Below are 21,156 nucleotides of genomic sequence, written 5' to 3' on the forward strand. Positions count from 1 at the left end.
CCCGCCCCGCGTCGCGCGGCGACGGGGCAGGCCACGGCGCAAGAGTGTTTGAGGTTTTCCAGGGGCCGGTTTAGATTCCGCGGCTCCGTGACGCGCCACCCGCCCAGCGTCCCCGTCCTGCTCGCGGCGCTGCTCCTGGCCGCGGTGCCCGCGCTCGCGCGCGGCGCCGACCCCGTGCTGTCGGACGTCCGCATCGAGGGCAACCGCCGCGTCGAGGTGGACGCGATCCGCGCGACCATCTCCAGCAAGAGGGGCGAGCCGCTCGACCCCAAGAAGGTGGACCAGGACCTGCGCGGCATCATGCGCCTGGGCCTGTTCGCGGACGCGACCGCCGAGCTGGAGGGGCCGGAGGCCTCGCCCGCCCTGATCTTCAAGGTGGTGGAGCGGCCCACCGTCCACGAGGCGAAGATCGTCGGGAACGAGGCGCTCTCCAAGGACGACCTCAAGGACACCGTCGAGCTGAAGCCGTACGCGGTGCTCGACCTGGCCGTCGTCCGCAAGGACGTGAAGAAGATCCAGGAGAAGTACGTCGAGAAGGGGTACTACCTCGCCGACGTGACCTGGAAGGTCGTGGACCTCCCCGACAACCAGGCGGACGTGATCTACACCGTGGACGAGAAGGCCAAGGTCCAGGTGAAGGAGATCCGCTTCCTCGGGAACGATCACGTCCCGAAGGACGACATCACCCCCTTCATGCAGACGCAGGAGGGGAACCTCCTGTCGTTCCTGAACTCCACCGGCACGTACAAGGAGGAGGCGTTCCAGCACGACCTCCAGTCCATCCAGGCCGTCTACATGGACAAGGGCTACGTGACGGTGAAGGTCGGGAAGCCGTCCGTCGCGCTCTCGCCGGACCGCCGGTTCCTCTTCATCACCATCCCGGTGGAGGAGGGCGAGAAGTACGACATCGGCAAGATCGAGTTCAGCGGCCAGCTCCTCGACCGCGAGCCGGTGCTGAAGCGCATGGTCCGCACCAAGACCGGCGACCTGTTCATGCGCTCGAAGGTGGGCGCCGACATCTTCGCCATCGGCGACCTCTACAAGGACATGGGGTACGCCTACGCGAACGTCACCCCGCTCACGAACACCGATCCGAAGCGCCGCATCGTGGACATCAACTTCGAGGTGCAGCCCGGCCCGAAGGTCCACTTCGAGCGCATCGAGATCATCGGCAACGACAAGACGCGCGACAAGGTGATCCGCCGCGAGCTGCGGATCTACGAGGGCGAGCTCTACAGCGGCACCGGGATCAAGGCGTCGAAGCAGCGCATCACCGCGCTGGGCTTCTTCGAGACGGTCGAGATCACCACCAAGAAGGGCAGCAAGGACGACACCATCGTCGCCACGGTGGAGGTGAAGGAGAAGGCGACCGGCACGTTCCAGGTGGGCGCCGGCTTCTCGTCCTACGAGAACTTCATCCTCACCGGCCAGATCTCGCAGAACAACTTCTTCGGCTGGGGCCAGACGCTCTCGCTGCAGGTGCAGTGGTCGTCGATCCGCCAGCTCGGGCAGATCCAGTTCGTCGAGCCGTACTTCCTGGACACGCGCTGGACCTTCGCCTTCGACCTGTACGCGACCGAGGGCTACTACACGACGTTCACCCGCCGGGCCATCGGCGGCTCGATGACCTGGGGCTACGAGCTCTCCGGCCTGTACCCGTGGTGGGACTTCGCGCGGAAGCTCGACGATCTGCGCCTGTTCGCCACCTACACGAACGAGTACGTGTCGGTGTCGGCCTCCGACTCCGGCCTGCTCTACGCGAACCAGTTCAAGTCCGGCACCACCAGCGCGCTGCGCCTCTCGCTCCAGTGGGACAAGCGCGACAACCGCCTGTTCCCGTCGCGCGGCTGGTTCGTGTCCGGCAGCGCCGAGGCCGCCCCGCCGTTCATGGCGCCGCAGTGGGCGTTCGGCCAGAACGTGAACCTGTTCACCCGGTACGCGCTCGACGCGCGCTGGTACCGGCCGGTGTTCCTCGGACTCATCGCCCGCGCCAAGCTCACGCTCGGCTACATCCGGAACTGGGACGCCTCGCACCAGGTGCCCATCTCCGAGCTGTACTACGTGGGCGGCATCAACTCGCTGCGCGGCTACCGGTACCTCTCCATCGCGCCGGCCGAGGACGTGGGCCGCTCGCGCAACCCGTCGTCCGCGCTCTACCCGCTGGCGGTCGGCGGCGACAAGCAGCTCGTCCTGAACCTCGAGCTCGAGTTCCCCATCGTCGAGAAGGTGGGCGTGCGCGGGGTGCTGTTCAGCGACATGGGCAACGCGTTCGCCCGCGGCAAGTACTCCGATCCCGACGTGCCGCTGTCGCTCTACAAGTCGGTCGGGTTCGGCTTCCGGTGGTTCAGCCCCATCGGCCCGCTCCGCTTCGAGTGGGGCATCCCGCTGAATCGCCGCAAGGACAAGCTGACCGGCGAATACGTCGATCAGGCGCTCGACTTCCAGTTCACCATCGGCAACTTCTTCTGATCCACCGAAGGACCCGCCATGCGCACTCTCGCTCGCCTCTCCCTGCTCGCCCTCCTCCTCTCCGCCACCGCCGCCCGCGCCGCCGAGGCCAAGTTCGGCTTCGTGGACCTGCAGCGCGCCATCCGCGAGGTGGACGAGGGCAAGTCCGCCACGGCCGTGCTGAAGAAGGACTTCGACGAGAAGCAGAAGGTCATCGACCAGAAGAAGGCCGAGTTCGACAAGCTCAAGGCCGAGTTCGACAAGCAGGCGGTCGTGATGGCCGACCAGGCGAAGAAGGACAAGGCGTCCGAGCTCGACCGGAAGGCGATGGAGCTGCAGCAGCTGTTCGTGCAGCTCCAGAAGGACCTGTCGCAGCGCGAGGGCGAGGTGATGCGCGGCATCGTGGACAAGATGACCGGCGTCATCCGCGAGATCGCCGAGGCGGACGGGTTCACCATGGTCTTCGAGCGCAACGACGCGGGCATCGTCTACGCGCCGCAGTCGCTCGACCTCACCAACGAGCTGGTGCGCAAGTACAACGCCCGCTTCGGCGCCGGGAGCAAGGCCGCCGGCCAGGCGAAGAAGGCCGAGCCGGCCAAGCCGGCCGCCGGGAAGAAGTAGGCGCGGCCGTGGCGTCCTACACGCTCGCGGAGCTCGCCGCCCGCGTCGGCGGCGCGGTGGAGGGCGACGGGAGCCTGCGGCTCGACGGCATCGCGCCGCTCGAGGAGGCCTCCGCGTCCGAGATCTCGTTCTTCTCGAACCGCAAGTACCGCAAGGCGTTCGAGGCGTCGCGCGCCGGCGCGGTGGTGGTCGAGCCGCGCGAGCAGGTCCCGGCCGGCCGCACGGTGCTGCGCGTCGCGAACGCCTACCTCGCGTTCGCGAAGATCTCGACGCTGTTCCACCCGCCCCGCGAGGCGGTGCCGGAGGTGGCGCCGACCGCGGTGATCCACCCGACCGCCCGGGTCCACCCGAGCGCGCAGGTGATGCCGCTCGCGTGCGTCGGGCCCGACGCGCAGGTGGGCGCCCGCAGCATCCTGTTCCCGGGCGTGCACGTGGCCGACGGGGCGCGGGTGGGCGAGGACTGCGTGCTGTACCACAACGTGGTGGTGCGCGAGCGCTGCGCCGTGGGCAACCGCGTCATCCTGCAGCCCGGCTGCGTCATCGGCTCCGACGGCTTCGGGTTCGCGTTCGACCCGGAGGGCGAGGGCAAGGGGCCCCGCCACTACAAGGTCCCGCAGGTCGGGAACGTGGTCGTCGAGGACGACGTGGAGCTGGGCGCGAACACCTGCGTCGACCGCGCCACGCTCGGCACGACGCGCATCGGCCGCGGCGCCAAGATCGACAACCTGGTGCAGATCGCCCACAACGTGCAGGTCGGCCCGCTCAGCCTGCTCGTGTCGCAGGTGGGCGTCGCCGGCTCCACCAAGCTCGGCATGGGCGTGGTGGCGGGCGGGCAGGCGGGCATCGTCGGCCACCTCGAGATCGGCGACGGCGTGCGGATCGGCGCGCAGTCCGGCGTGATGGCCGACGTCCAGGCGGGCGAGACCGTGTCCGGCTCGCCGGCCGTGCCGCACGGCGGCTGGCTGAAGGCCATGGCCTCGCTCGAGCACCTGCACGACATGCGCAAGGAGCTGCGCGAGCTGCGCCGCGAGGTCGAGCGGCTGCGGGCGGACGCCGGCGAGGACGAGCCATGAGCGAGACCGCGGAGCGCAAGCCCATCCTGGACGTGGTCGGCATCCAGAAGCTGCTGCCGCACCGGCCGCCGTTCCTGCTGGTGGACCGGGTGGTGGAGTTCGAGCCGAACAAGCGGGTGGTGGCGCTGAAGGGCGTCACCATGAACGAGCCGTTCTTCCAGGGACACTTCCCGGCGCAGCCCGTGATGCCGGGCGTGCTCATCCTGGAGGCGCTGGCCCAGGCCGCCGCGCTGCTCGCCACCCTGTCGATGAAGCCCGAGGAGGTGAACGACAAGATCACCTACCTCATGGGCATCGACGCGGCGCGCTTCCGGCGCCCGGTGGTGCCGGGCGACCGGCTCGAGCTCGAGGTCGAGGTCACGAAGCAGAAGGGCGCCGTCTGGAAGCAGACCGGCGTCGCGCGCGTCGACGGCCAGGTGGTCGCCGAGGCCGAGTTCATGGCGATGCTCGCCGATCGCGAGCGGTAGCGGAGTTCGAGGAGCACGGGCGTCATCATGGCCATCCACCCCACCGCCATCGTCGAGGCCGGCGCGCAGGTCGATCCCTCCTGCGAGATCGGCCCCTTCGCCGTGATCGGCCCGCTGGTGCGCATGGGCCCCGGCAACTCGGTCGGCCCGCACGCGGTCGTCACCGGCCGGACCACGCTGGGCGCGTCGAACCGGATCTTCCCCCACGCGGTCATCGGCGGCATCCCGCAGGACCTGAAGTACCGCGGCGAGGACACCGCGCTCGTCATCGGCGACCGCAACACCTTCCGCGAGTTCGCCACCGTGAACCTCGGGACCGCGGGCGGCGGCGGGGTGACCCGCATCGGCTCCGGCGGCCTGTTCATGGCGAGCAGCCACATCGGCCACGACTGCCAGGTCGGCGACGGCGCCATCATCGCGAACTCGGTCGCCATCGCCGGCCACGTCCTCATCGAGGACCACGTGCACTTCGGCGGCCTGTCCGCCTCGCACCAGTTCTGCCGGGTGGGGCGGCTCGCGTTCGTGGGCGGCATGACCGGCGTCGCCATGGACGTCGCGCCGTACTGCACCGTGGCGGGCGCGCGCGGCGAGCTGGCCGGCCTGAACGCCATCGGCATGCAGCGCGCGGGATTGACCGAGGAGCAGATCGGCCGCGTGAAGCAGGCGTACAAGATCGTGTTCCGGTCGAGCCTCGGCCTGGCCGAGGCCATCGCGCAGCTCGAGGCGGAGCTCGCCGGTCACCCCGAGACCGACCACTTCATCGCGTTCCTGAAGGGCTCGCAGCGCGGCATCACCCGCTAGCCGTGGCGACCATCGGCCTCATCGCCGGCGGCGGGCGGTTCCCGCTCCTGTTCGCGGAGAGCGCGCGCCGCGCCGGCCACCGCGTGGTGGCGGTCGCGCACAAGTCCGAGACCGACCCCGAGCTGGCGAAGCAGGTGGACGCGATCACCTGGGTGAAGCTGGGCCAGATCGGCCACCTGCTGGAGGGGCTGCGCGCCGGCGGGGCCACCGAGTGCGTCATGCTCGGCTCCATCACCAAGAAGCGCTTCTTCGCCGACGCGATGCTCGACGCCACCGGCGTGCGCGTGCTGGCGCGGGTGGCGGTCCGCTCCGACGACAACCTGCTCCGGGCCATGGCGCGCTTCCTCGAGGAGGAGGGCGTCGCCATCACCGACCCGACCCCGTTCCTCACCGACCGGCTGGCGCCGGAGGGCGTGCTGGGCCGCCACCAGCCCACGCCCGAGGAGCTGGAGGACGCGCGCTACGGGCTGGAGCTGGCGCGCGGCATCGGCCGCCTCGACCTGGGGCAGACGGTGGTGGTGAAGGACCGGGTGGCGCTGGCGGTCGAGGCGCTGGAGGGCACCGACGCCTGCATCCGGCGCGGCGGCGAGCTGGCGAAGTCCGGCGGCTTCGTGGTGGCGAAGGCGGTGAAGCCGCACCAGGATCGCCGCTTCGACCTGCCCGCGGTCGGGCCCGACACGGTGGTGTCGCTGCGCGAGGCGCGCGGCCGGCTGCTGGCGGTCGAGGCGGGGGCCACGCTGGTCATGGACCTCCCGCGCATGGTCGAGCTCGCCGACAAGGCGAAGATCGTGCTGCTCGGGCTGCGCTGATGGCCTGGGCGCGCGACGAGGGCGGCGCGGCGGTGCTGGAGCTCCTGGTCCAGCCGCGCGCCTCCCGCACCCGCGCCGTGGGCGAGCACGACGGCCGGCTCAAGATCCAGCTCGCGGCGCCGCCGGTGGACGGGGCCGCCAACGCCGCCCTGGTGGAGTTCCTGGCGGTGGCGCTGGGGGTCCGGCGGGCCGACGTGGCGCTCCTCCGCGGCGAGACCGGGCGGCGCAAGACGGTCCGCGTGGCGGGGATCACCGCCGCGGCCGCGGTCGCCGCCCTGGCGTCCTGAGGCGCGCCGCCCGTCCGGCCGGCGACCGGGGCGGCGGGCGTCCCGCAGGGCGGGAGGGTCCCGCGCGCGGGTCAACGGAACATCGACCCGAACGGTGTGTGTTTCGGGGGGACCTGGACTAAGATGGCGGCCCCCATGACCCACCGATTCCTCGCCGCGTGCCGCCGTGAGCCCGTCGACCGCGTTCCCGTCTGGATGATGCGCCAGGCCGGCCGCTACCAGCCGTCCTACCGCGCCGTCCGCCAGAAGGTGAGCTTCCTGGAGCTGTGCCGCTCGCCGGAGCTCATCGCCCAGGTGACGGTCGCGCCCATCGACGAGTTCGGCTTCGACGCCGCCATCCTGTTCTCCGACATCCTGGTCCACCTGCCGGCCATGGGCCTCGACCTCTCGTTCGAGAAGGGCGAGAAGGGCAAGGGCGACGGCGGGCCGAAGATCGCCAACCCGGTGCGCACCCGCGCCGACGTGGACGCGCTGCGCGTGCCGGTCCCGAAGAAGGACCTGCCGTACGTGCTCGACGGCGTGCGCGCCATCCGCGCCGCCCTCGCCGACCGCGTGCCGCTCATCGGCTTCGTGGGCGGCCCGTTCACGGTGGCGAGCTACGCCGTCGAGGGCGGGAGCCAGGGCTTCACCCGGCTGAAGACCATGCTGTACGCCGAGCCGGCGACCGCGCACGCGCTGTTCGAGAAGCTCACCCAGGCCGCGATCGTGCAGATCGAGGAGCAGGTGGCGGCCGGCGCGCACGCGGCCCAGATCTTCGAGAGCTGGCTGGGCGAGCTGGCCCGCGAGGACCTCGAGGAGTTCAGCTTCCCGTACCTCGCCCGCATCGCCGAGGCGGTGCGCAAGACCGGCGTCCCGTCGATCCTGTTCTCCACCGGCACCACCGCGCACCTCGAGCCGATGGCGAAGCTCGGCTACGACGTCGTCTCGGTGGACTGGCGCATCCCCATCGACGAGGCGCGCGCCCGGCTGCCGGGCGTGGCGGTGCAGGGCAACTACGACTCGACGCTGCTCCTCGGGCCGCGCGACGTCGCGGTGGCGCGGGCGCAGCAGCTGCTCCGGGCGGCCGGGCCGACCCCGGGTTACATCTTCAACCTCGGCCACGGGATCCAGGTGGGCACCCCGACCGAGAACGTGAAGGCGGTGGTGGACGCGGTCCACGCCTTCGGCTGGAAGTGAGGCGATCGGCGTGATCCAGATCCCGTCCACGCAGCTCATCAAGAAGTACGACCGTCCCGGGCCGCGCTACACCAGCTACCCGACCGCGCCGGAGTGGACCGAGGCGTTCGGTCCGGCGCAGTACGTCGAGCACCTGGCGCGCGCGAACCAGCAGGGCGGGCCGCTCTCCATCTACGTGCACCTCCCGTTCTGCCGGGAGATGTGCCGCTTCTGCGGCTGCAACGTGGTGGCGACGCACGACCGCACCCGCGCCGACGCCTACCTCGACGTGCTCGAGAAGGAGGTCGCGCTGGTGGCGGCGAAGCTGCCCGACCGGCGCGCGGCCTCGCAGCTCCACTGGGGCGGCGGGACGCCCACCTTCCTCGACGAGAAGCAGCTGGTGCGCTGCCACGACATCCTGGCGCGCCACTTCACGTTCACGTCCGACGTCGAGAAGGCGATCGAGATCGACCCGGCCATCACCACCCGCTCGCAGATCGAGGTGCTGGCGAAGCTCGGGTTCAACCGCATCTCGATGGGCGTGCAGGACTTCGACGCGAGGGTGCAGGAGGTGGTCGGGCGCATCCAGGGCGAGAAGGAGACCGCCGACCTGGTGCAGGCCGCCCGCGACAACGGCTTCAAGGGCGTCAACCTCGACCTGATCTACGGGCTGCCCTACCAGACGCCGGACACCTGGAAGAAGACGCTCGAGCGCATCCTCGCGATCCACCCGGACCGCATGGCGGTGTTCGGCTTCGCCTACGTGCCGTGGTCGAAGCCGCACCAGCGCCTGCTGCCGCAGGAGGCGCTGCCGAAGACCGAGCAGCGCGTGGAGCTGTTCCTGTCGGCGGTGGAGGCGTTCACCGGCGCCGGGTACCGGCTCATCGGCCTCGACCACTTCGCGCTGGAGTCGGACGAGCTGGCGGTGGCGCAGAGCGGCGGCTACCTGTACCGCAACTTCCAGGGCTACACCGTCCGCCCGGCCGAGGACACGGTGGCGTTCGGGATGACCTCCATCTCGGACATCGGCGGCGCGTACGCGCAGAACGCGCACAAGCTCAAGGACTGGGAGGCGAAGGTCGAGGCCGGGATCATCCCGGTGGACCGCGGCGCCTCCATGTCCGCGGACGACGTGATGCGGCGGTTCACCATCAACCGCGTCATGTGCCTGCTCCGCCTCGACCTCCGCGAGATCGCGGAGAAGTTCGGGCCGGAGGGCCGGGCGGCCATCGAGGCCGACCTGCGCGCGGGCGTGAAGGAGCTGGAGGAGGACGGGCTGGTCACCTTCGACGGCGACGTGCTGAAGGTGACGCCGCTCGGCCAGCTCCTGGTCCGCAACGTGGCCATGCTGTTCGACGCCTACCTGAAGAAGGAAGGCGGCAAGAAGCAGTTCTCGCGCACGGTGTAGCCGCGGGCGCGCCGCCGCCGGGGAGCCGCATGAGCCACACCGCCGTCTTCCTCATGAACCTCGGCGGGCCGAGGAACCTCGCCGAGGTCGAGCCGTACCTCTACGAGCTGTTCTCCGACCCGCTGGTGATCACGGCGCCGTTCGGCCCGTTCCGCAAGGCGATCGCGAAGCTCATCTCGCGCACGCGCGCGCCGTCCTCGGCGGAGAAGTACCAGCTCATCGGAGGGAAGTCGCCGCTGGTGGAGGGCACCGAGGCCCAGGCGCGCGCGCTCCAGGCCGCGCTCGGCCCCGGGTACTCGTGCCACCTGGCGATGCGCTGCGGGCACCCCAACACCGAGGAGGGCGTCCGCGAGGCGCTCGCCGCCGGGGCCACCCGCGCGGTGGCGCTGCCGCTGTACCCGCAGTACGCGAACGCCACCACCCTCAGCTCGCTCCTGGAGCTGCGCCGCCTCTGGCCGAAGGATCGTCCGCTCGCCGAGGTCTGCACCTGGCACGATCACGAGGGCTACCTGGAGGCCTCGGCCGCCGCGCTGCGCGAGACGCTGGAGCGGGTCCCTGCCGCGCTGCGCGGGCGCACGCGCGTGGTGTTCAGCGCGCACGGCCTGCCCATGAGCCAGGTGCGCAAGGGCGACCCGTACCCCGGCTACGTGGAGCACTCCGCCCGCGAGACCGCGCGCCGGGCCGGAGCCGCCGACTGGCAGCTCACGTACCAGAGCCGCGTCGGCCCGGCGAAGTGGCTCGGCCCGGACACCGTGAAGTACCTCGAGGCCAGCGCGAAGGACCTCGCCGTCGTCGCGGTGCCCATCGCGTTCGTCTCGGAGCACCTCGAGACGCTCTACGACATGGACATCCTCGCGAAGGAGGCCGCGGAGAAGGCCGGCGCGGCGGCGTACCTGCGCGTGCCCGCGCTCGGGGTCCGGCCCGACTTCATCGCCGCGCTCGCGGACGTGGTGCGCGAGGGAGAGAAGGCGGCGCGGACGGTGGCGGCGTAGGGGCCGGCTCCGGAGATTGGGCTTTGAGGGTCCTGCGGTGGCAGGGGGCGGTTGGAGGCGGGGCTGGTCGGGCTTTGACGGGGCGAAGGCGCTCGGGGGCGGTTGCGCGTGGCCGGAACCGGGGCTGCGGGATCGGCTCACGAGAAGCGCGCGGGGCGGGACGCGGGGCGCGGGGCTGCGCGAGGTCGGTGCGGCGAAGCCGGGGAGCGCGGCGGCACCCGTCTGTCTCATGGTGAATGCTTGACGGGCTCCGGGCTCGGGGCGGCTCCGGCGTACGAACACGCTGGCGCGCAGGGTTTCTGGGCACGCGCAGGCCGGCGGTGCGCCGTGCGTTCGTGGGCCGAGGGGTCGCGGAGCCGTGCTCGCGTTCGTGCGTCCTGGGGCATCCTGGCGCGTTTCACGGAGCGCGAAAATCGCGTGCGATGCTTCGTGCATGGACACCGCACTCGAGCTCACGAACCGTCTCGTCTCGCTGCTCCGCTCCGAGCGCCACGCCATGGCCGAGTTCCTGGTCGCGCTGGCGGAGTTCGACCGCCGGGGGCTGTGGCGGGACCGGGGGCACACCTCGCTCTTCTCGTTTCTTCATCGGGAGCTGAGGCTCTCGGCGGGCTCGGCCCAGCTTCGCAAGACGGCCGCCGAGCTCATCCAGCGTCACCCCGCCGTCGAGGGCGCGCTGCGGGAGGGCAAGCTGTGCCTGTCGTCCGTCTGCGAGCTGGCGAAGGTGGTGACCACCGAGAACTGCGGCGAGATCCTGCCGCGGTTCTACGGGCTGTCGAGCCGGGATGCGGCGCAGGTGGCTGCCTCGATCCGGCCGGTCGAGCACCCGCCGCGTCGCGAGGTCGTCGTGCCGAGCCGGGCCGCTGTGGTTCCGGCGGTTCCGACGGTTCCGACGGGTCCGACGTTTCCGACGGTTCCGACGGCGGCCGCGCGTGACGCTGCTTCGTCGGAACCCGAACGGGTCGTTTTATTTCATGCGCATGAAACGCCTGTGCCCGGCCGGGCACTGGGTCATTCGGAATCCGCTCGCAGTCACCCTGTCGGGCTGCGAGCGGGGGGGCCCACAGCGAAGCCGAGCTCGGTGGACTGGCTCGACGGAGACCAGGCGCGGATGCACCTCACCGTCTCCAGGGCGTTCCTGAGGAAGCTCGACGCGGCCCGCGATGCGCTGTCCCACGCCAGGCCGGGCGCCTCCCGCGAGAACGTCCTCGAGGCGGCGCTCGACGTGCTCCTCGCCGAGCGCGCGCGGCGCAAGGGGCTCACGGCGAAGCCGCAGAAGACGGTCCGCTCCTCGAAGCCGGACCACGTCCCGGCCCACGTCCGCAGGGACGTCTGGAAGCGCGATGGCGGGTGCTGCACGGCGGTGCTCGCCTCGGGGGAACGTTGCGGGGCCACGCACCGGCTCGAGCTCGACCACATCGTGCCGCTCGCGCGGGGCGGGGCCTCCTCCGTCGAGAACCTTCGCATCCGCTGCAAGGGGCACAATCTCGAGGCGGCGCGGGAGATCCTCGGTGACGCGCTGATGGACGGGTACGCCCCACGGCATGCGCGGTCGTCCTGAGGCGCCGCCCGGTCCCGCCTCCGCCCTCGTTCACGCGGCCGCGTTCAGCCGGTGCAGCACCTGCTTCAGCAGCTCGCGGTCGGGCTGCGCCTTCAACGCGGTGAGCGTCACGCGGCGCGCCTCGGCCACCTCGCCCAGCGCGGCCTCGGCGAGCGCCAGCACCGCGGCGGCGCGGCCGCCGTCGGGGGCGAGCGAGAGCGCCTTCCTCGCCTGCCGCCGTGCCTCCTGGGCGCGCTCGCCGGGCGGGAGCGCGGGGTCGTGCAGCGCGGCGAACCCGAGCATGGCGAGGTACTCGGGCTCGCGCGGGTTCCGCTCCACCGCCTCGCGGAACGCGGCCAGCGCGTCGGAGATGCGCCGCGCCCGCAGCGCGCGCTCCCCGCGCTTCAGCGCGATCTCGGCCGCCACGTCGATCCCGGGGCGGCGCACGCCGGACAGCTCGTAGCGCAGCATCAGGAACGACAGGTACGCCTCGCGCTTCTCCGGCGTGGACAGCACCTTGTACGCGGCGGTCACCTTGTCCTGCACCGCCGCGAGCAGGTCCTCGAGGTCGCCGACCTCGAACTGCGCGAACGCGTCGGGGTGGAAGCGCCCGGCGACCTCGCGGTACGCGGCCTCGATCTCCGGGGGCCCGGCCGAGATGTCGACCCCGAGCGCGCGGAAGTAGCTGCCGGGCAGGATCTGCAGCGCGGCCTGGCGCACCGCCTCGGCGCGGTCGGCGGGGAGGGGGCGGCGACGGGGCGGGGCGGGCGCCTTGCCGTACACGGCGTCGCCGGCCTCGGGCGCCTCGTGGAACGCCACCGCACCGACCATCGACAGGAACCACAGCAGCGTCAGCGCCTCGCGCAGCTCGGTGCGCCGGGCCTCGAGCCAGTCGCGCATGCGCGTCCGCCCGTCGATGGAGACCGCCAGGCGCAGGTCGGCGCTGGAGAGGCCGGCGGCGGGGAGGATCTGCTGGAAGTCGCCGGTCCGGACCGGGTAGGCGTCGGTGACGGCGCGCAGCGCCTCGGAGAAGTGCCGCGCCGGGATGCCGCCGCGGGCGCCCTCGAGGATGGCGCGCAGCGGGAGCACGGGCGTGGCGTGGATCTCCGCGGCGAACTCGCCGCCCGGGTGGAAGCGCCACCGGCCCTCGCGCGCGCCGACGGTGCGCGCCACCAGCGCCTCGAGGTGCGCGCGCAGCGCCGCCGAGAGCGGCTCGCCGGGCTCGAGCACGCCCGCCGCCACCAGCGCGGCGCCGGGGCTGAGGCCGCTCGCCATCCCCTCCACCGCGGCGCGCTGCGCCGCGGCGTCGAGCCGCCCGGCGTCGCGCAGCCAGCGCACCAGCGCGTCGGCGGGGTCGTCGGACTGGAGCGCCACCGGCGCGCCGCGCTGGAAGAACATGCGCCGCGCCGGCCCGGCCGGCTCCTCCAGCACCAGCACCCCCTCGGCCGCCGAGCGCCAGATCTGGTGCAGCAGCCGCGCCACCACGCCGGGCCGCACCTCGCCGAGCGCCGCCGGCGCCCGCGACAGCACCAGCGCCGAGCCTCGCAGCCGGGCGCGCGCCGCCGCCGCGGCCTGCGCCACGAGCTGCTGCACCTTGTCCACCAGCTCGCGGCGGGTGGGGTCGGCCACGTACGCGTTCGGCTTCAGCGGGAGCACCGCGGCGAGCCCGCGCGCCTTGCCCAGGTGCTCCTTGTCGGCGACCACCAGGAGCGCGCGGGGATCGGCGGCGCGGAGCCGCTGTGCGAGCGGGCCGGCCGGCCCGGCGGCGAGGTCGGCCGCGAGCACCACCGCGTCGGGGCGCTGCGCCGCGTACAGCTCGAACACCTGCTGAGGGTCCTCGGGGGCGATCGCCTCCAGGCCGGCGTCGGCGAGGCTCCGGGCGACGAACTCGCGCGTGGCCGGGTGTCCCTCGGCGACCAGGATGCGTGGCACGCGCCGATTGTACGTGCCTTCCCCGGCGAGACGAAGATCCCCGGCCGCACCGCGCGGGCCGACGCGCGGGAATGCTAGACTCCACGGCCCCGCGCCATGAAGGATCTCCTCCACCCCCGCCACCGCGCCGCGCTCGACCGCTTCCTCGGCGAGGGGGCGCGCCGCCCCGTCCTGCTCGCCTTCGACTACGACGGCGTCCTCGCCCCGATCGTCAAGGATCCCGCCGGCGCCCGCATGCGCCCCGCCACCCGCACGCTCCTGGCGCGGGTGGCCGGGCTCTACCCGGTGGCGGTGGTCTCCGGTCGCGCCTGGCGCGACACCCACCGGTTCGTGGGCGACGTCGTCCCGACGGTGGTGGGCAACCACGGGTTCGAGCTCGGGCACCCGGTCCCGGTCCCGGCGCGCGTGCTGCGGACGGTGCGCGGCTGGCGGCGGCAGCTCGAGGCGGCGCTGGAGGGGGTGCCGGGCGTCCACTTCGAGGACAAGCGCTCCACGCTCGCCATCCACTACGGGCTCACGCGGGCCTGGCGCCGCTCCGAGCACGCGGTGTACGAGGCCGCGAACCAGCTCGCCGGCACCCGCCTCATCCCGGGCAAGAAGGTGCTGAACGTGCTCCCGCACGACTTCCCGTCGAAGGGCGACGCGGTGCGCGCGCTGCTCGCGCGGCTCGGCTGCGAGGCGGCGCTCTACGCCGGCGACGACGTCACCGACGAGGACGCGTTCGCGGTGGGCGAGCCGCTCGTGTTCGGCGTGCACGTGGGCAGCGGGCGCACGCTCGCGCCCTGGTGCCTGCGCGCGCAGGAGGACGTGGACGCGCTGCTGGAGCGGCTGGTGGAGGCGCGCGCCGGGGCGCGGCCGCGGCGCGCGGCGGGGCGGGCGCGGTGAGCCGGCCGAAGCCGCCCGGCGCCGGCGCCACCGGCGACCTGTTCGCGCGCGCCGCCGAGCGCGCCGCCGCGGAGCGCGTCCGCGCGGAGCCCCCCGCCGCGGAGCGCCCCGATCCCGAGCGGTCCGACGCCGGGCGCGCCGCGGCCGGGCGCGAGGCCGAGCCGTCCCGGCCCGCCGCCGCCGAGCGCGAGCGCGCCGCCGTCGAGAAGGCGCTGCCGCGCCCGTACACCGTCCGCGAGCTGACGCGCGCGCTGAAGAGCGCGATCGAGCCGCGGTTCCGCGACGTCTGGGTGGCGGGCGAGGTGGCGAACCTGCGGCGGCAGGCGAGCGGGCACGTCTACTTCTCGCTCAAGGACGACGACGCGGTGATCGGCGCGGTCATGTGGGCCTCGCAGGCGCGCCGGCTGGCCTTCGCGCCCGGGGAGGGGCTGGAGGTGCTGGCCCGCGGCTTCGTCGAGATCTACCCGCCGCACGGCAAGTACCAGCTCGTGGTCCAGGAGCTGGAGCCGCGCGGGGCCGGGGCCCAGGCGCTCCAGCTCCAGCAGCTCAAGGAGCGGCTCCAGGCCGAGGGGCTGCTCGATCCGGCCCGCAAGCGCCCGCTGCCGTTCCTCCCGGCGCGCGTCGGCGTGGCCACCAGCCCGACCGGCGCGGCGCTCCGCGACCTCCTGCGCGTGCTCCACGCCCGGTTCCCCGGCGCGCCGGTGCTGATCGCGCCCTGCCGCGTGCAGGGCGAGGGCGCGGCCGCGACGGTGATCTCGGCGGTGCGCGCGCTCTGCCGCGCCGGGGTGGACGTGGTCGTGGTCACGCGCGGCGGCGGCTCGCAGGAGGACCTGTGGGCGTTCAACGACGAGCGGCTGGCGCGCGCCATCGCCGCCTGCCCGGTGCCGGTGGTGTCGGCGGTCGGGCACGAGGTGGACGTCACCGTCGCCGACCTCGTGGCCGACGTGCGCGCCGCCACCCCCACCCACGCCGCGCAGCTGGTGGTGCCGGTGCGGGACGAGCTGGTCGAGCGGGTGGCCGCGCTCCGCGCGCGGCTGGCGCGGGCACAGGCCGGCGCCGTCGAGGGCCGGCGCCGCACCCTGCGCGCGCTGCGGGCCGAGCTGGCCGACCCGAAGCACCTGCTCTCGCGCGAGCGCCACCGGCTCGACGACCTCGCCCACCGGGGCGAGGCGGCGGTGCGCGGGCCGCGGCGCCGCGAGCGGGCGGCCCTGGACGCCCTGCGCGGCCGGCTGACCCGGCTCGAGCCCCGGGCACGGGTGCGCGCGCTCCGGGCACGCATGGAGTCGGCGACGCGCCGCCTGGGGGGCTGGCAGGCGGCCACCTTCCGGCGGGAGGCGATGCGCCTCGAGCGGCTGGGGGCGCGCCTCGAGCCGGCCAACGTGGCGAAGCTGCTGGCGCGCGGGTTCGCGCTCGCCCTGCGCGACGGGCACCTGCTCCTGCGCAGCGCCGACGCGCAGGTGGGCGACGCGGTGCGGGTGGCCCTCGCGGAGGGCTGGCTCGATGCTCGCATCACCGGGCGGGATGCCGGCGAGGACCCGTTGCCGGGGCGCTCCGGGCCCGCGGGGGAACCCGAAAGGCCCGGCCACGGCGGGGAGGCCGTTGACCCCCCTTTGCGGCGTCGTTAAGTAAGGAAATCGCGGAGGAAGCGTGAGCGAGGCGAGCGAGCGTCGATCGGACACCGAGGCGGCCGGAGCCGCAGAGCCCTACGATGCGCTCGTGGCGCGCCTGGAGCGCGTCGTCGGCGAGCTGGAGTCCGGGCAGCTCACGCTGGAGCAGTCCATCGAGCGGTTCGCGGAGGGCGTACGGCTGGCGAAGGAGGCGTCGCGGAAGCTGGACGACGCCGAGCGCCGGGTGGAGCTCCTGGTGCGCGGCGCGGACGGCGACGACGAGGCGGTTCCGTTCGAGCCCGAGGGCGGCCGGGGCCCGTGACCCGATGACGGCCGAGCCACGCATGCGCAAGCCCAAGGTCATCATCGTCGACGACGACCGCGACACGCGCGAGATGCTGACGCTCGCGCTGGAGCTGGAGGGGTTCGACGTGGGCCAGGCGGCGAACGGCCTGCGGCTCATCTCCGCCATGCACGTGGACCGGCCGGACGTGATCCTGCTCGACGTGATGATGTCGTGGATCGACGGCTTCGAGCTGTGCCGCGCCATCAAGAAGAACCCGACGTTCGGGGACATCCCGGTGATCTTCATCTCGGCGCGCAAGAGCGCCGACGACGAGCGCGCCGGGATCGAGGCGGGCGCGGTGGACTACTTCCCCAAGCCCCTCGACATGGACCGGCTGGTGGCCCGGATCCGCGAGATCCTCGATCAGCGCGCCGGCGCCGTTCCGACGCCGGCCTAGGCCACCCCGCCGCGCCCCGCTCGCGGGCGCCGGCGGGCGATCCGTCCGCGCCGCTTGTGCTAAAAGGTCCGTCACCTTGACGACCCCGTTCCCGATCGAGGCGTACCTGCGCAGCGTGGCGGAGCGCGTCGAGCCGCGCCTGGCCGCGCTGGCCGACGCCCGCGCGCCGGGCGGCCCGCCGCGGCTGGTGGAGGCGATGCGCTACGCGCTGCTGGGCGGCGGCAAGCGCATGCGGCCGGCGCTGGTGCTCGCCGCCTGCGAGGCGCACGGCGGCGACGCGTCGGACGCCTCGCTGGCGATGCGCTTCGCGGTGGCGCTCGAGGCCATCCACACCTACTCGCTCGTCCACGACGACCTGCCCGCCATGGACGACGACGACCTGCGCCGCGGCCGGCCCACCGTGCACAAGGCGTACGACGAGCCGACGGCGGTGCTGGTGGGCGACGGGCTGCAGTCGCTCGCGTTCGCGCACCTCCTCGCCTCGCCCGACCCCGCCGCGGCGCCGCTCGCCCGCCTGCTCGCCGAGAACGCGCAGCTCATGGTCGAGGGCCAGGCCCGCGACATGGCCGGCGAGCACGCGCGCCTCGGTGAGGCCGAGGTCATGGAGCTGATGCGGACCAAGACCGGCGCGCTGCTCGCGGCCGCCGTCGCGGGCGGCGCGCGCTGCGCCGGGGTCCCGGTCGAGGCGGTGTACCCGGTGGGCCTGAAGCTCGGGCTCGCGTTCCAGATCGCCGACGACCTGCTCGACCTCACCGCCGACGCGGCCACCCTGGGCAAGCGCGCCGGCAAGGACGCCGCCGCCGGGAAGTCCACGCTGCACGCGGTGGTCGGGGTGGAGGAGGCCCGCCGCCGCGCCGAGGCGCTGCTCGCCGAGGCGCTCGCGGCCATCGAGCCGCTCGGGCCCCGCGGCGAGGCGCTGCGCGCGCTGGCGCGCTTCGTCCTCGCCCGCAAGAAGTGACGGAACGGAAGGAGAGCCCATGGGCCGCCTGCTGGACACGATCGACTCGCCGACCGACCTGAAGAAGGTGCCGGTCGAGCAGCTCCCCGCGCTCTGTCAGGAGATCCGCGAGCAGATCATCCAGACCTGCGCCCGGAACGGCGGCCACCTCGGCTCGTCGCTCGGCGCGGTCGAGATCAACGTCGCGCTGCACCACGTGTTCTCCTCGCCGCAGGACAAGCTGGTCTGGGACGTGGGGCACCAGGCGTACGCGCACAAGCTGCTCACCGGCCGGCGCGAGGCGTTCCGGACCATCCGCACCGAGGGTGGCCTGGCGGGCTTCCCCGAGCGGCACGAGTCGGCGCACGACGCGTTCGGCGTGGGGCACGCCTCCACCGCGATCAGCGCCGCGCTCGGCATGATCGAGGCGAAGCGCGTCACCGGCGAGCCGGGCAAGGTGGTGGCGGTGGTGGGCGACGGCGCCATGACCGGCGGCGTGGCGTTCGAGGGCCTGAACCAGGCCGGCTACCTCGGCCGCAACCTGCTGGTGGTGCTGAACGACAACGAGATGTCGATCTCGCCCAACGTGGGCGCGCTCTCGGAGTGGTTCTCGAAGAAGTTCGCCTCGCGCACGTACAACCGCTGGCGCCGCCAGGTGAAGGAGTTCCTGGAGAGCGTGCCCAAGGGGCCGGAGGCGATCGAGATCATCCGCCACGGCATCAACGCCACCAAGGCGCTCGTCACGCCCGGCATCCTGTTCGAGGGGCTCGGCTTCCACTACGTGGGCCCGGTGGACGGGCACGACGTGAAGGGGCTGGTGGAGACGTTCCAGAAGCTCGCCATCTTCGACGGCCCGGTGCTGCTGCACGCCATCACCACCAAGGGCAAGGGCTACCACCCGGCCGAGTCGGACAAGGCCACCCGCGGCCACGGCCTGTCCTTCTTCGACGTGGCCACCGGCAAGCCGGTGAAGAAGTCGCCCGGGGCGAAGGCCTACACCGACCTGTTCGCCGAGGCGCTCTGCGAGGAGATGGAGCACGATCCCAGGGTCGTGGCCATCACCGCGGCGATGCTGGAGGGCACCGGGCTCATCAAGGCGAAGCAGCGCTTCCCGGACCGCACCTACGACGTCGGCATCGCCGAGCAGCACGCGGTGACGTTCGCGGCGGGCCTGGCGTGCGAGGGGATCCGGCCGGTGGTGGCCATCTACTCGACGTTCCTGCAGCGCGCCTACGACCAGATCATCCACGACGTGGCGCTGCAGAAGCTGCCGGTGACGTTCGCGCTCGACCGCGGCGGCCTGGTCGGCGCCGACGGCAAGACGCACCAGGGCGCGTTCGACCTCGCCTACCTGCGCTGCGTGCCGGGGCTGGTGGTGATGGCCCCGTCGGACGAGAACGAGCTGCGCCACATGCTGCACACCTCGCTGCAGCACGAGGGCCCGGCGGCCCTCCGCTACCCGCGCGGCGCCGGCGAGGGGGTGGCGCTCGAGCCCGCGCGCGTGCTGGAGATCGGCAAGGGGCGGCTGGTGCGGAACGTGCCGGGCAAGCCGGACGTGTGCGTGGTCGCGGCGGGCACCACGCTGAAGGCCGCGCTCGCCGCCGCCGAGGCGCTCGCCGCCGAGGGCGTGGCGGCCACGGTCGTCGACCCGCGGTTCGTGAAGCCGCTCGACGAGGAGCTGATCTGCGCCGAGGCGGCCCGCGCGAAGCGGGTGGTCACGGTGGAGGAGGGGTGCCTCGCCGGCGGCTTCGGCACCGCCTGCCTGGAGGCGTTCGAGCGCCGCGGGCTGCTCGAGGCCGGCCTGGGCGTGCGGCGCCTCGGCATCCCCGACGAGTTCATCACCCACGCCGAGCAGGCGAAGCAGCGCGCCTGGGTGGGCATCGACGCCGACGCGATCGCCGCGGCCTGCCGCGCCCTGGTGGGCGACCGCAAGGCGCGCGGGGTGGCGTAGGCGGCGGGGCGCAGCCCCGTGAGGAAGCGGGAACGGATAGACGTGCTGCTGGTCGCGCGCGGCCTGGCCGAGTCGCGCACCCGCGCGCAGGCGCTGGTGATGGCCGGCGCGGTGGTCGTCGGCGAGGCGCGGGTGGACAAGCCCGGGCAGCTCGTGGACCCCGAGGCGCCCATCCGGCTGAAGGACGGGGCCGCGCCGCAGCGCTACGTCTCGCGCGGCGCGCTCAAGCTCGAGAAGGCGCTCGAGGTGTTCCCGGCGGTCGATCCGCGCGGCCGGACCTGCGCCGACCTGGGCGCGTCCACCGGCGGCTTCACCGACCTGCTGCTCCAGCGCGGCGCCGCGAAGGTGTACGCGATCGACGTGGGCTACGGGCAGCTCCACCCGCGGCTGCGCGCCGATCCGCGCGTGGTGGTGCGGGAGCGCGAGAACGCGCGGCAGCTCACGTCCGAGGCCCTGGGCGAGCGGGTCGAGCTGGTGGTCGGGGATCTGTCGTTCATCTCGCTGCGCCTCATCCTCCCGGCGGTGAAGGCGATCCTCCTCCCGGGCGGCCGGGCGGTGCTGCTCGTGAAGCCCCAGTTCGAGGTGGGCAAGGGCGAGGTGGGGAAGGGCGGCGTGGTGCGCGACGACGCCAAGCGGCGCGCCGCGCTGGACGGGATCGCCGCCGCGGCGGCCGGCCTCGGGTTCGAGGTGCTGGGGCACGCCGAGTCGCCCATCGAGGGGCCCGCGGGCAACCGCGAGTGGCTGCTGGTGCTGCGCCTGCCGTGACCCGCCCACCGCCTCGGCGGGGCTGCGCTCCGGCGCGCGACGCTCCGCCGGGGCCCCGCGCGAGCGGCCTGCCGCGCAGGCGTTCCAGGGCTGCGCCGGCCCCGTCGCGCCTTGACGCTTCGCGTTCCTTCTGCTACCTACACGCCGACATTTTCGCGCCCGGGTTCCGCCGGGTTCCGAAAGTGGGCCGCGGTCGCCCACTTTTTCTTTTTTCAGGGGTCCATGACGGGCATCGGAGAACAGTCCATCGCGGAGCAGGTGCGGAGCCTGCTCGAGCCGGTGCTGGAGCGCGACGGCTACGAGCTCGTCGAGGTGGAGTGGGCGCGGCTCGCCGGCCGGTGGACGCTCCGGGTGTTCATCGACAAGGCCGGCGGCGTCGGGATCGACGACTGCCAGGCCGTCTCCAAGACGGTGGAGCCGATCCTCGACGTGGCCGACGTCATCGAGCCGGCCTACGACCTCGAGGTCTCCTCGCCCGGGCTCGACCGCCCCCTGCGCAAGCCCCGGGACTTCGACCGCTACGCGGGCCAGCGCGTCCACGTGAAGGCGTACGGCCCCGTCGCCGGGACCGCGCCCGGCGCGCCCGCCCGGAAGCACTGGACCGGCGTGCTGAAGGGCTTCCGCGACGGCGCCGTCGAGCTCGACGTGGACGGCGTGCTGCACCGCGTCCCGCACGACCAGATCGCGAAGGCCAACCTCGAGTACGACGTCGAGGGCGACCTCCGAAGGAAGGACTGA

General features: G+C 73.3%; 20 protein-coding genes. 19 read left to right on the plus strand and 1 reads right to left on the minus strand.

Annotated features, from left to right (window positions below; translation table 11 throughout):
• Positions 1-87 precede the first annotated feature (87 nt).
• From bamA to ANAEK_RS05730, 11 genes are all read left to right on the plus strand, one after another.
• Positions 88-2,469: an outer membrane protein assembly factor BamA gene (bamA, locus tag ANAEK_RS05680; RefSeq protein ID WP_012525199.1), complete on the plus strand. Its 2,382-nt coding sequence runs from the start codon at positions 88-90 to the stop codon at positions 2,467-2,469.
• A gap of 18 nt (positions 2,470-2,487) precedes the next feature.
• The gene (locus tag ANAEK_RS05685) at positions 2,488-3,069 is read left to right on the plus strand and encodes an OmpH family outer membrane protein (RefSeq protein ID WP_012525200.1); all 582 of its coding nucleotides are present in this window, start codon (positions 2,488-2,490) and stop codon (positions 3,067-3,069) included.
• 8 nt (positions 3,070-3,077) lie between these two features.
• Entirely contained in the window at positions 3,078-4,142 is a 1,065-nt protein-coding gene (lpxD, locus tag ANAEK_RS05690; protein ID WP_012525201.1) for a UDP-3-O-(3-hydroxymyristoyl)glucosamine N-acyltransferase, read from the plus strand.
• Positions 4,139-4,609, plus strand: coding sequence for a 3-hydroxyacyl-ACP dehydratase FabZ (gene fabZ / locus ANAEK_RS05695; RefSeq protein ID WP_012525202.1), 471 nt, complete (start codon positions 4,139-4,141; stop codon positions 4,607-4,609). The genes lpxD and fabZ overlap by 4 nt, the downstream gene beginning before the upstream one ends.
• 27 nt (positions 4,610-4,636) lie before the next feature.
• Positions 4,637-5,410: an acyl-ACP--UDP-N-acetylglucosamine O-acyltransferase gene (lpxA, locus tag ANAEK_RS05700; RefSeq protein WP_012525203.1), complete on the plus strand. Its 774-nt coding sequence runs from the start codon at positions 4,637-4,639 to the stop codon at positions 5,408-5,410.
• A 2-nt stretch (positions 5,411-5,412) separates the two neighbouring features.
• A complete protein-coding gene (locus ANAEK_RS05705) occupies positions 5,413-6,219 on the plus strand; it encodes an LpxI family protein (protein WP_012525204.1) in 807 nt (268 codons plus the stop codon).
• Positions 6,219-6,506 (plus strand): DUF167 family protein, encoded by a 288-nt coding sequence (locus ANAEK_RS05710; protein WP_012525205.1) that lies wholly within the window; start codon positions 6,219-6,221, stop codon positions 6,504-6,506. The genes ANAEK_RS05705 and ANAEK_RS05710 overlap by 1 nt, the downstream gene beginning before the upstream one ends.
• A gap of 135 nt (positions 6,507-6,641) precedes the next feature.
• Positions 6,642-7,682, plus strand: a complete 1,041-nt coding sequence (gene hemE, locus ANAEK_RS05715; protein ID WP_232288378.1) for a uroporphyrinogen decarboxylase — start codon at positions 6,642-6,644, stop codon at positions 7,680-7,682.
• Positions 7,683-7,692: 10 nt separating this feature from the next.
• Positions 7,693-9,069, plus strand: a complete 1,377-nt coding sequence (hemN, locus tag ANAEK_RS05720; RefSeq protein ID WP_012525207.1) for an oxygen-independent coproporphyrinogen III oxidase — start codon at positions 7,693-7,695, stop codon at positions 9,067-9,069.
• Positions 9,070-9,098: 29 nt separating this feature from the next.
• A complete protein-coding gene (gene hemH, locus ANAEK_RS05725; protein WP_012525208.1) occupies positions 9,099-10,061 on the plus strand; it encodes a ferrochelatase in 963 nt (320 codons plus the stop codon).
• A 433-nt stretch (positions 10,062-10,494) separates the two neighbouring features.
• Positions 10,495-11,619: an HNH endonuclease signature motif containing protein gene (locus tag ANAEK_RS05730; RefSeq protein ID WP_012525209.1), complete on the plus strand. Its 1,125-nt coding sequence runs from the start codon at positions 10,495-10,497 to the stop codon at positions 11,617-11,619.
• A 30-nt stretch (positions 11,620-11,649) separates the two neighbouring features.
• On the opposite strand, the gene ANAEK_RS05735 is transcribed toward ANAEK_RS05730, so the two are convergent.
• On the minus strand, positions 11,650-13,530 hold the full coding sequence (locus ANAEK_RS05735; RefSeq protein WP_012525210.1) for a DnaJ domain-containing protein: 1,881 nt from the start codon (positions 13,528-13,530) through the stop codon (positions 11,650-11,652).
• Between the two features lie 96 nt (positions 13,531-13,626).
• On the opposite strand from ANAEK_RS05735, the gene otsB reads away from it, so the two are divergent.
• The 8 genes from otsB (at position 13,627) to rimP (ending at position 21,156) form a co-directional block, all read left to right on the plus strand.
• Positions 13,627-14,415, plus strand: coding sequence for a trehalose-phosphatase (otsB, locus tag ANAEK_RS05740; protein ID WP_012525211.1), 789 nt, complete (start codon positions 13,627-13,629; stop codon positions 14,413-14,415).
• Positions 14,412-16,040 carry an exodeoxyribonuclease VII large subunit gene (gene xseA / locus ANAEK_RS05745; protein WP_012525212.1) on the plus strand — a complete coding sequence of 543 codons (1,629 nt, stop codon included), beginning with the start codon at positions 14,412-14,414 and terminating at the stop codon, positions 16,038-16,040. Before otsB ends, xseA begins: the two co-directional genes overlap by 4 nt.
• A gap of 22 nt (positions 16,041-16,062) precedes the next feature.
• Positions 16,063-16,344 (plus strand): exodeoxyribonuclease VII small subunit, encoded by a 282-nt coding sequence (gene xseB, locus ANAEK_RS05750; protein WP_012525213.1) that lies wholly within the window; start codon positions 16,063-16,065, stop codon positions 16,342-16,344.
• Between the two features lie 22 nt (positions 16,345-16,366).
• A complete protein-coding gene (locus ANAEK_RS05755) occupies positions 16,367-16,765 on the plus strand; it encodes a response regulator transcription factor (RefSeq protein WP_012525214.1) in 399 nt (132 codons plus the stop codon).
• A 76-nt stretch (positions 16,766-16,841) separates the two neighbouring features.
• Complete coding sequence (locus ANAEK_RS05760) at positions 16,842-17,723, plus strand: polyprenyl synthetase family protein (protein WP_012525215.1); 882 nt, start codon at positions 16,842-16,844, stop codon at positions 17,721-17,723.
• Between the two features lie 19 nt (positions 17,724-17,742).
• Positions 17,743-19,653 (plus strand): 1-deoxy-D-xylulose-5-phosphate synthase, encoded by a 1,911-nt coding sequence (gene dxs, locus ANAEK_RS05765; RefSeq protein WP_012525216.1) that lies wholly within the window; start codon positions 17,743-17,745, stop codon positions 19,651-19,653.
• 18 nt (positions 19,654-19,671) lie between these two features.
• Positions 19,672-20,418, plus strand: a complete 747-nt coding sequence (locus tag ANAEK_RS05770) for a TlyA family RNA methyltransferase (RefSeq protein ID WP_041454032.1) — start codon at positions 19,672-19,674, stop codon at positions 20,416-20,418.
• Between the two features lie 222 nt (positions 20,419-20,640).
• Positions 20,641-21,156, plus strand: coding sequence for a ribosome maturation factor RimP (gene rimP / locus ANAEK_RS05775; protein ID WP_012525218.1), 516 nt, complete (start codon positions 20,641-20,643; stop codon positions 21,154-21,156).

The sequence above is a fragment of the Anaeromyxobacter sp. K genome (assembly GCF_000020805.1).
In the GTDB taxonomy this organism is placed as follows: domain Bacteria; phylum Myxococcota; class Myxococcia; order Myxococcales; family Anaeromyxobacteraceae; genus Anaeromyxobacter; species Anaeromyxobacter dehalogenans.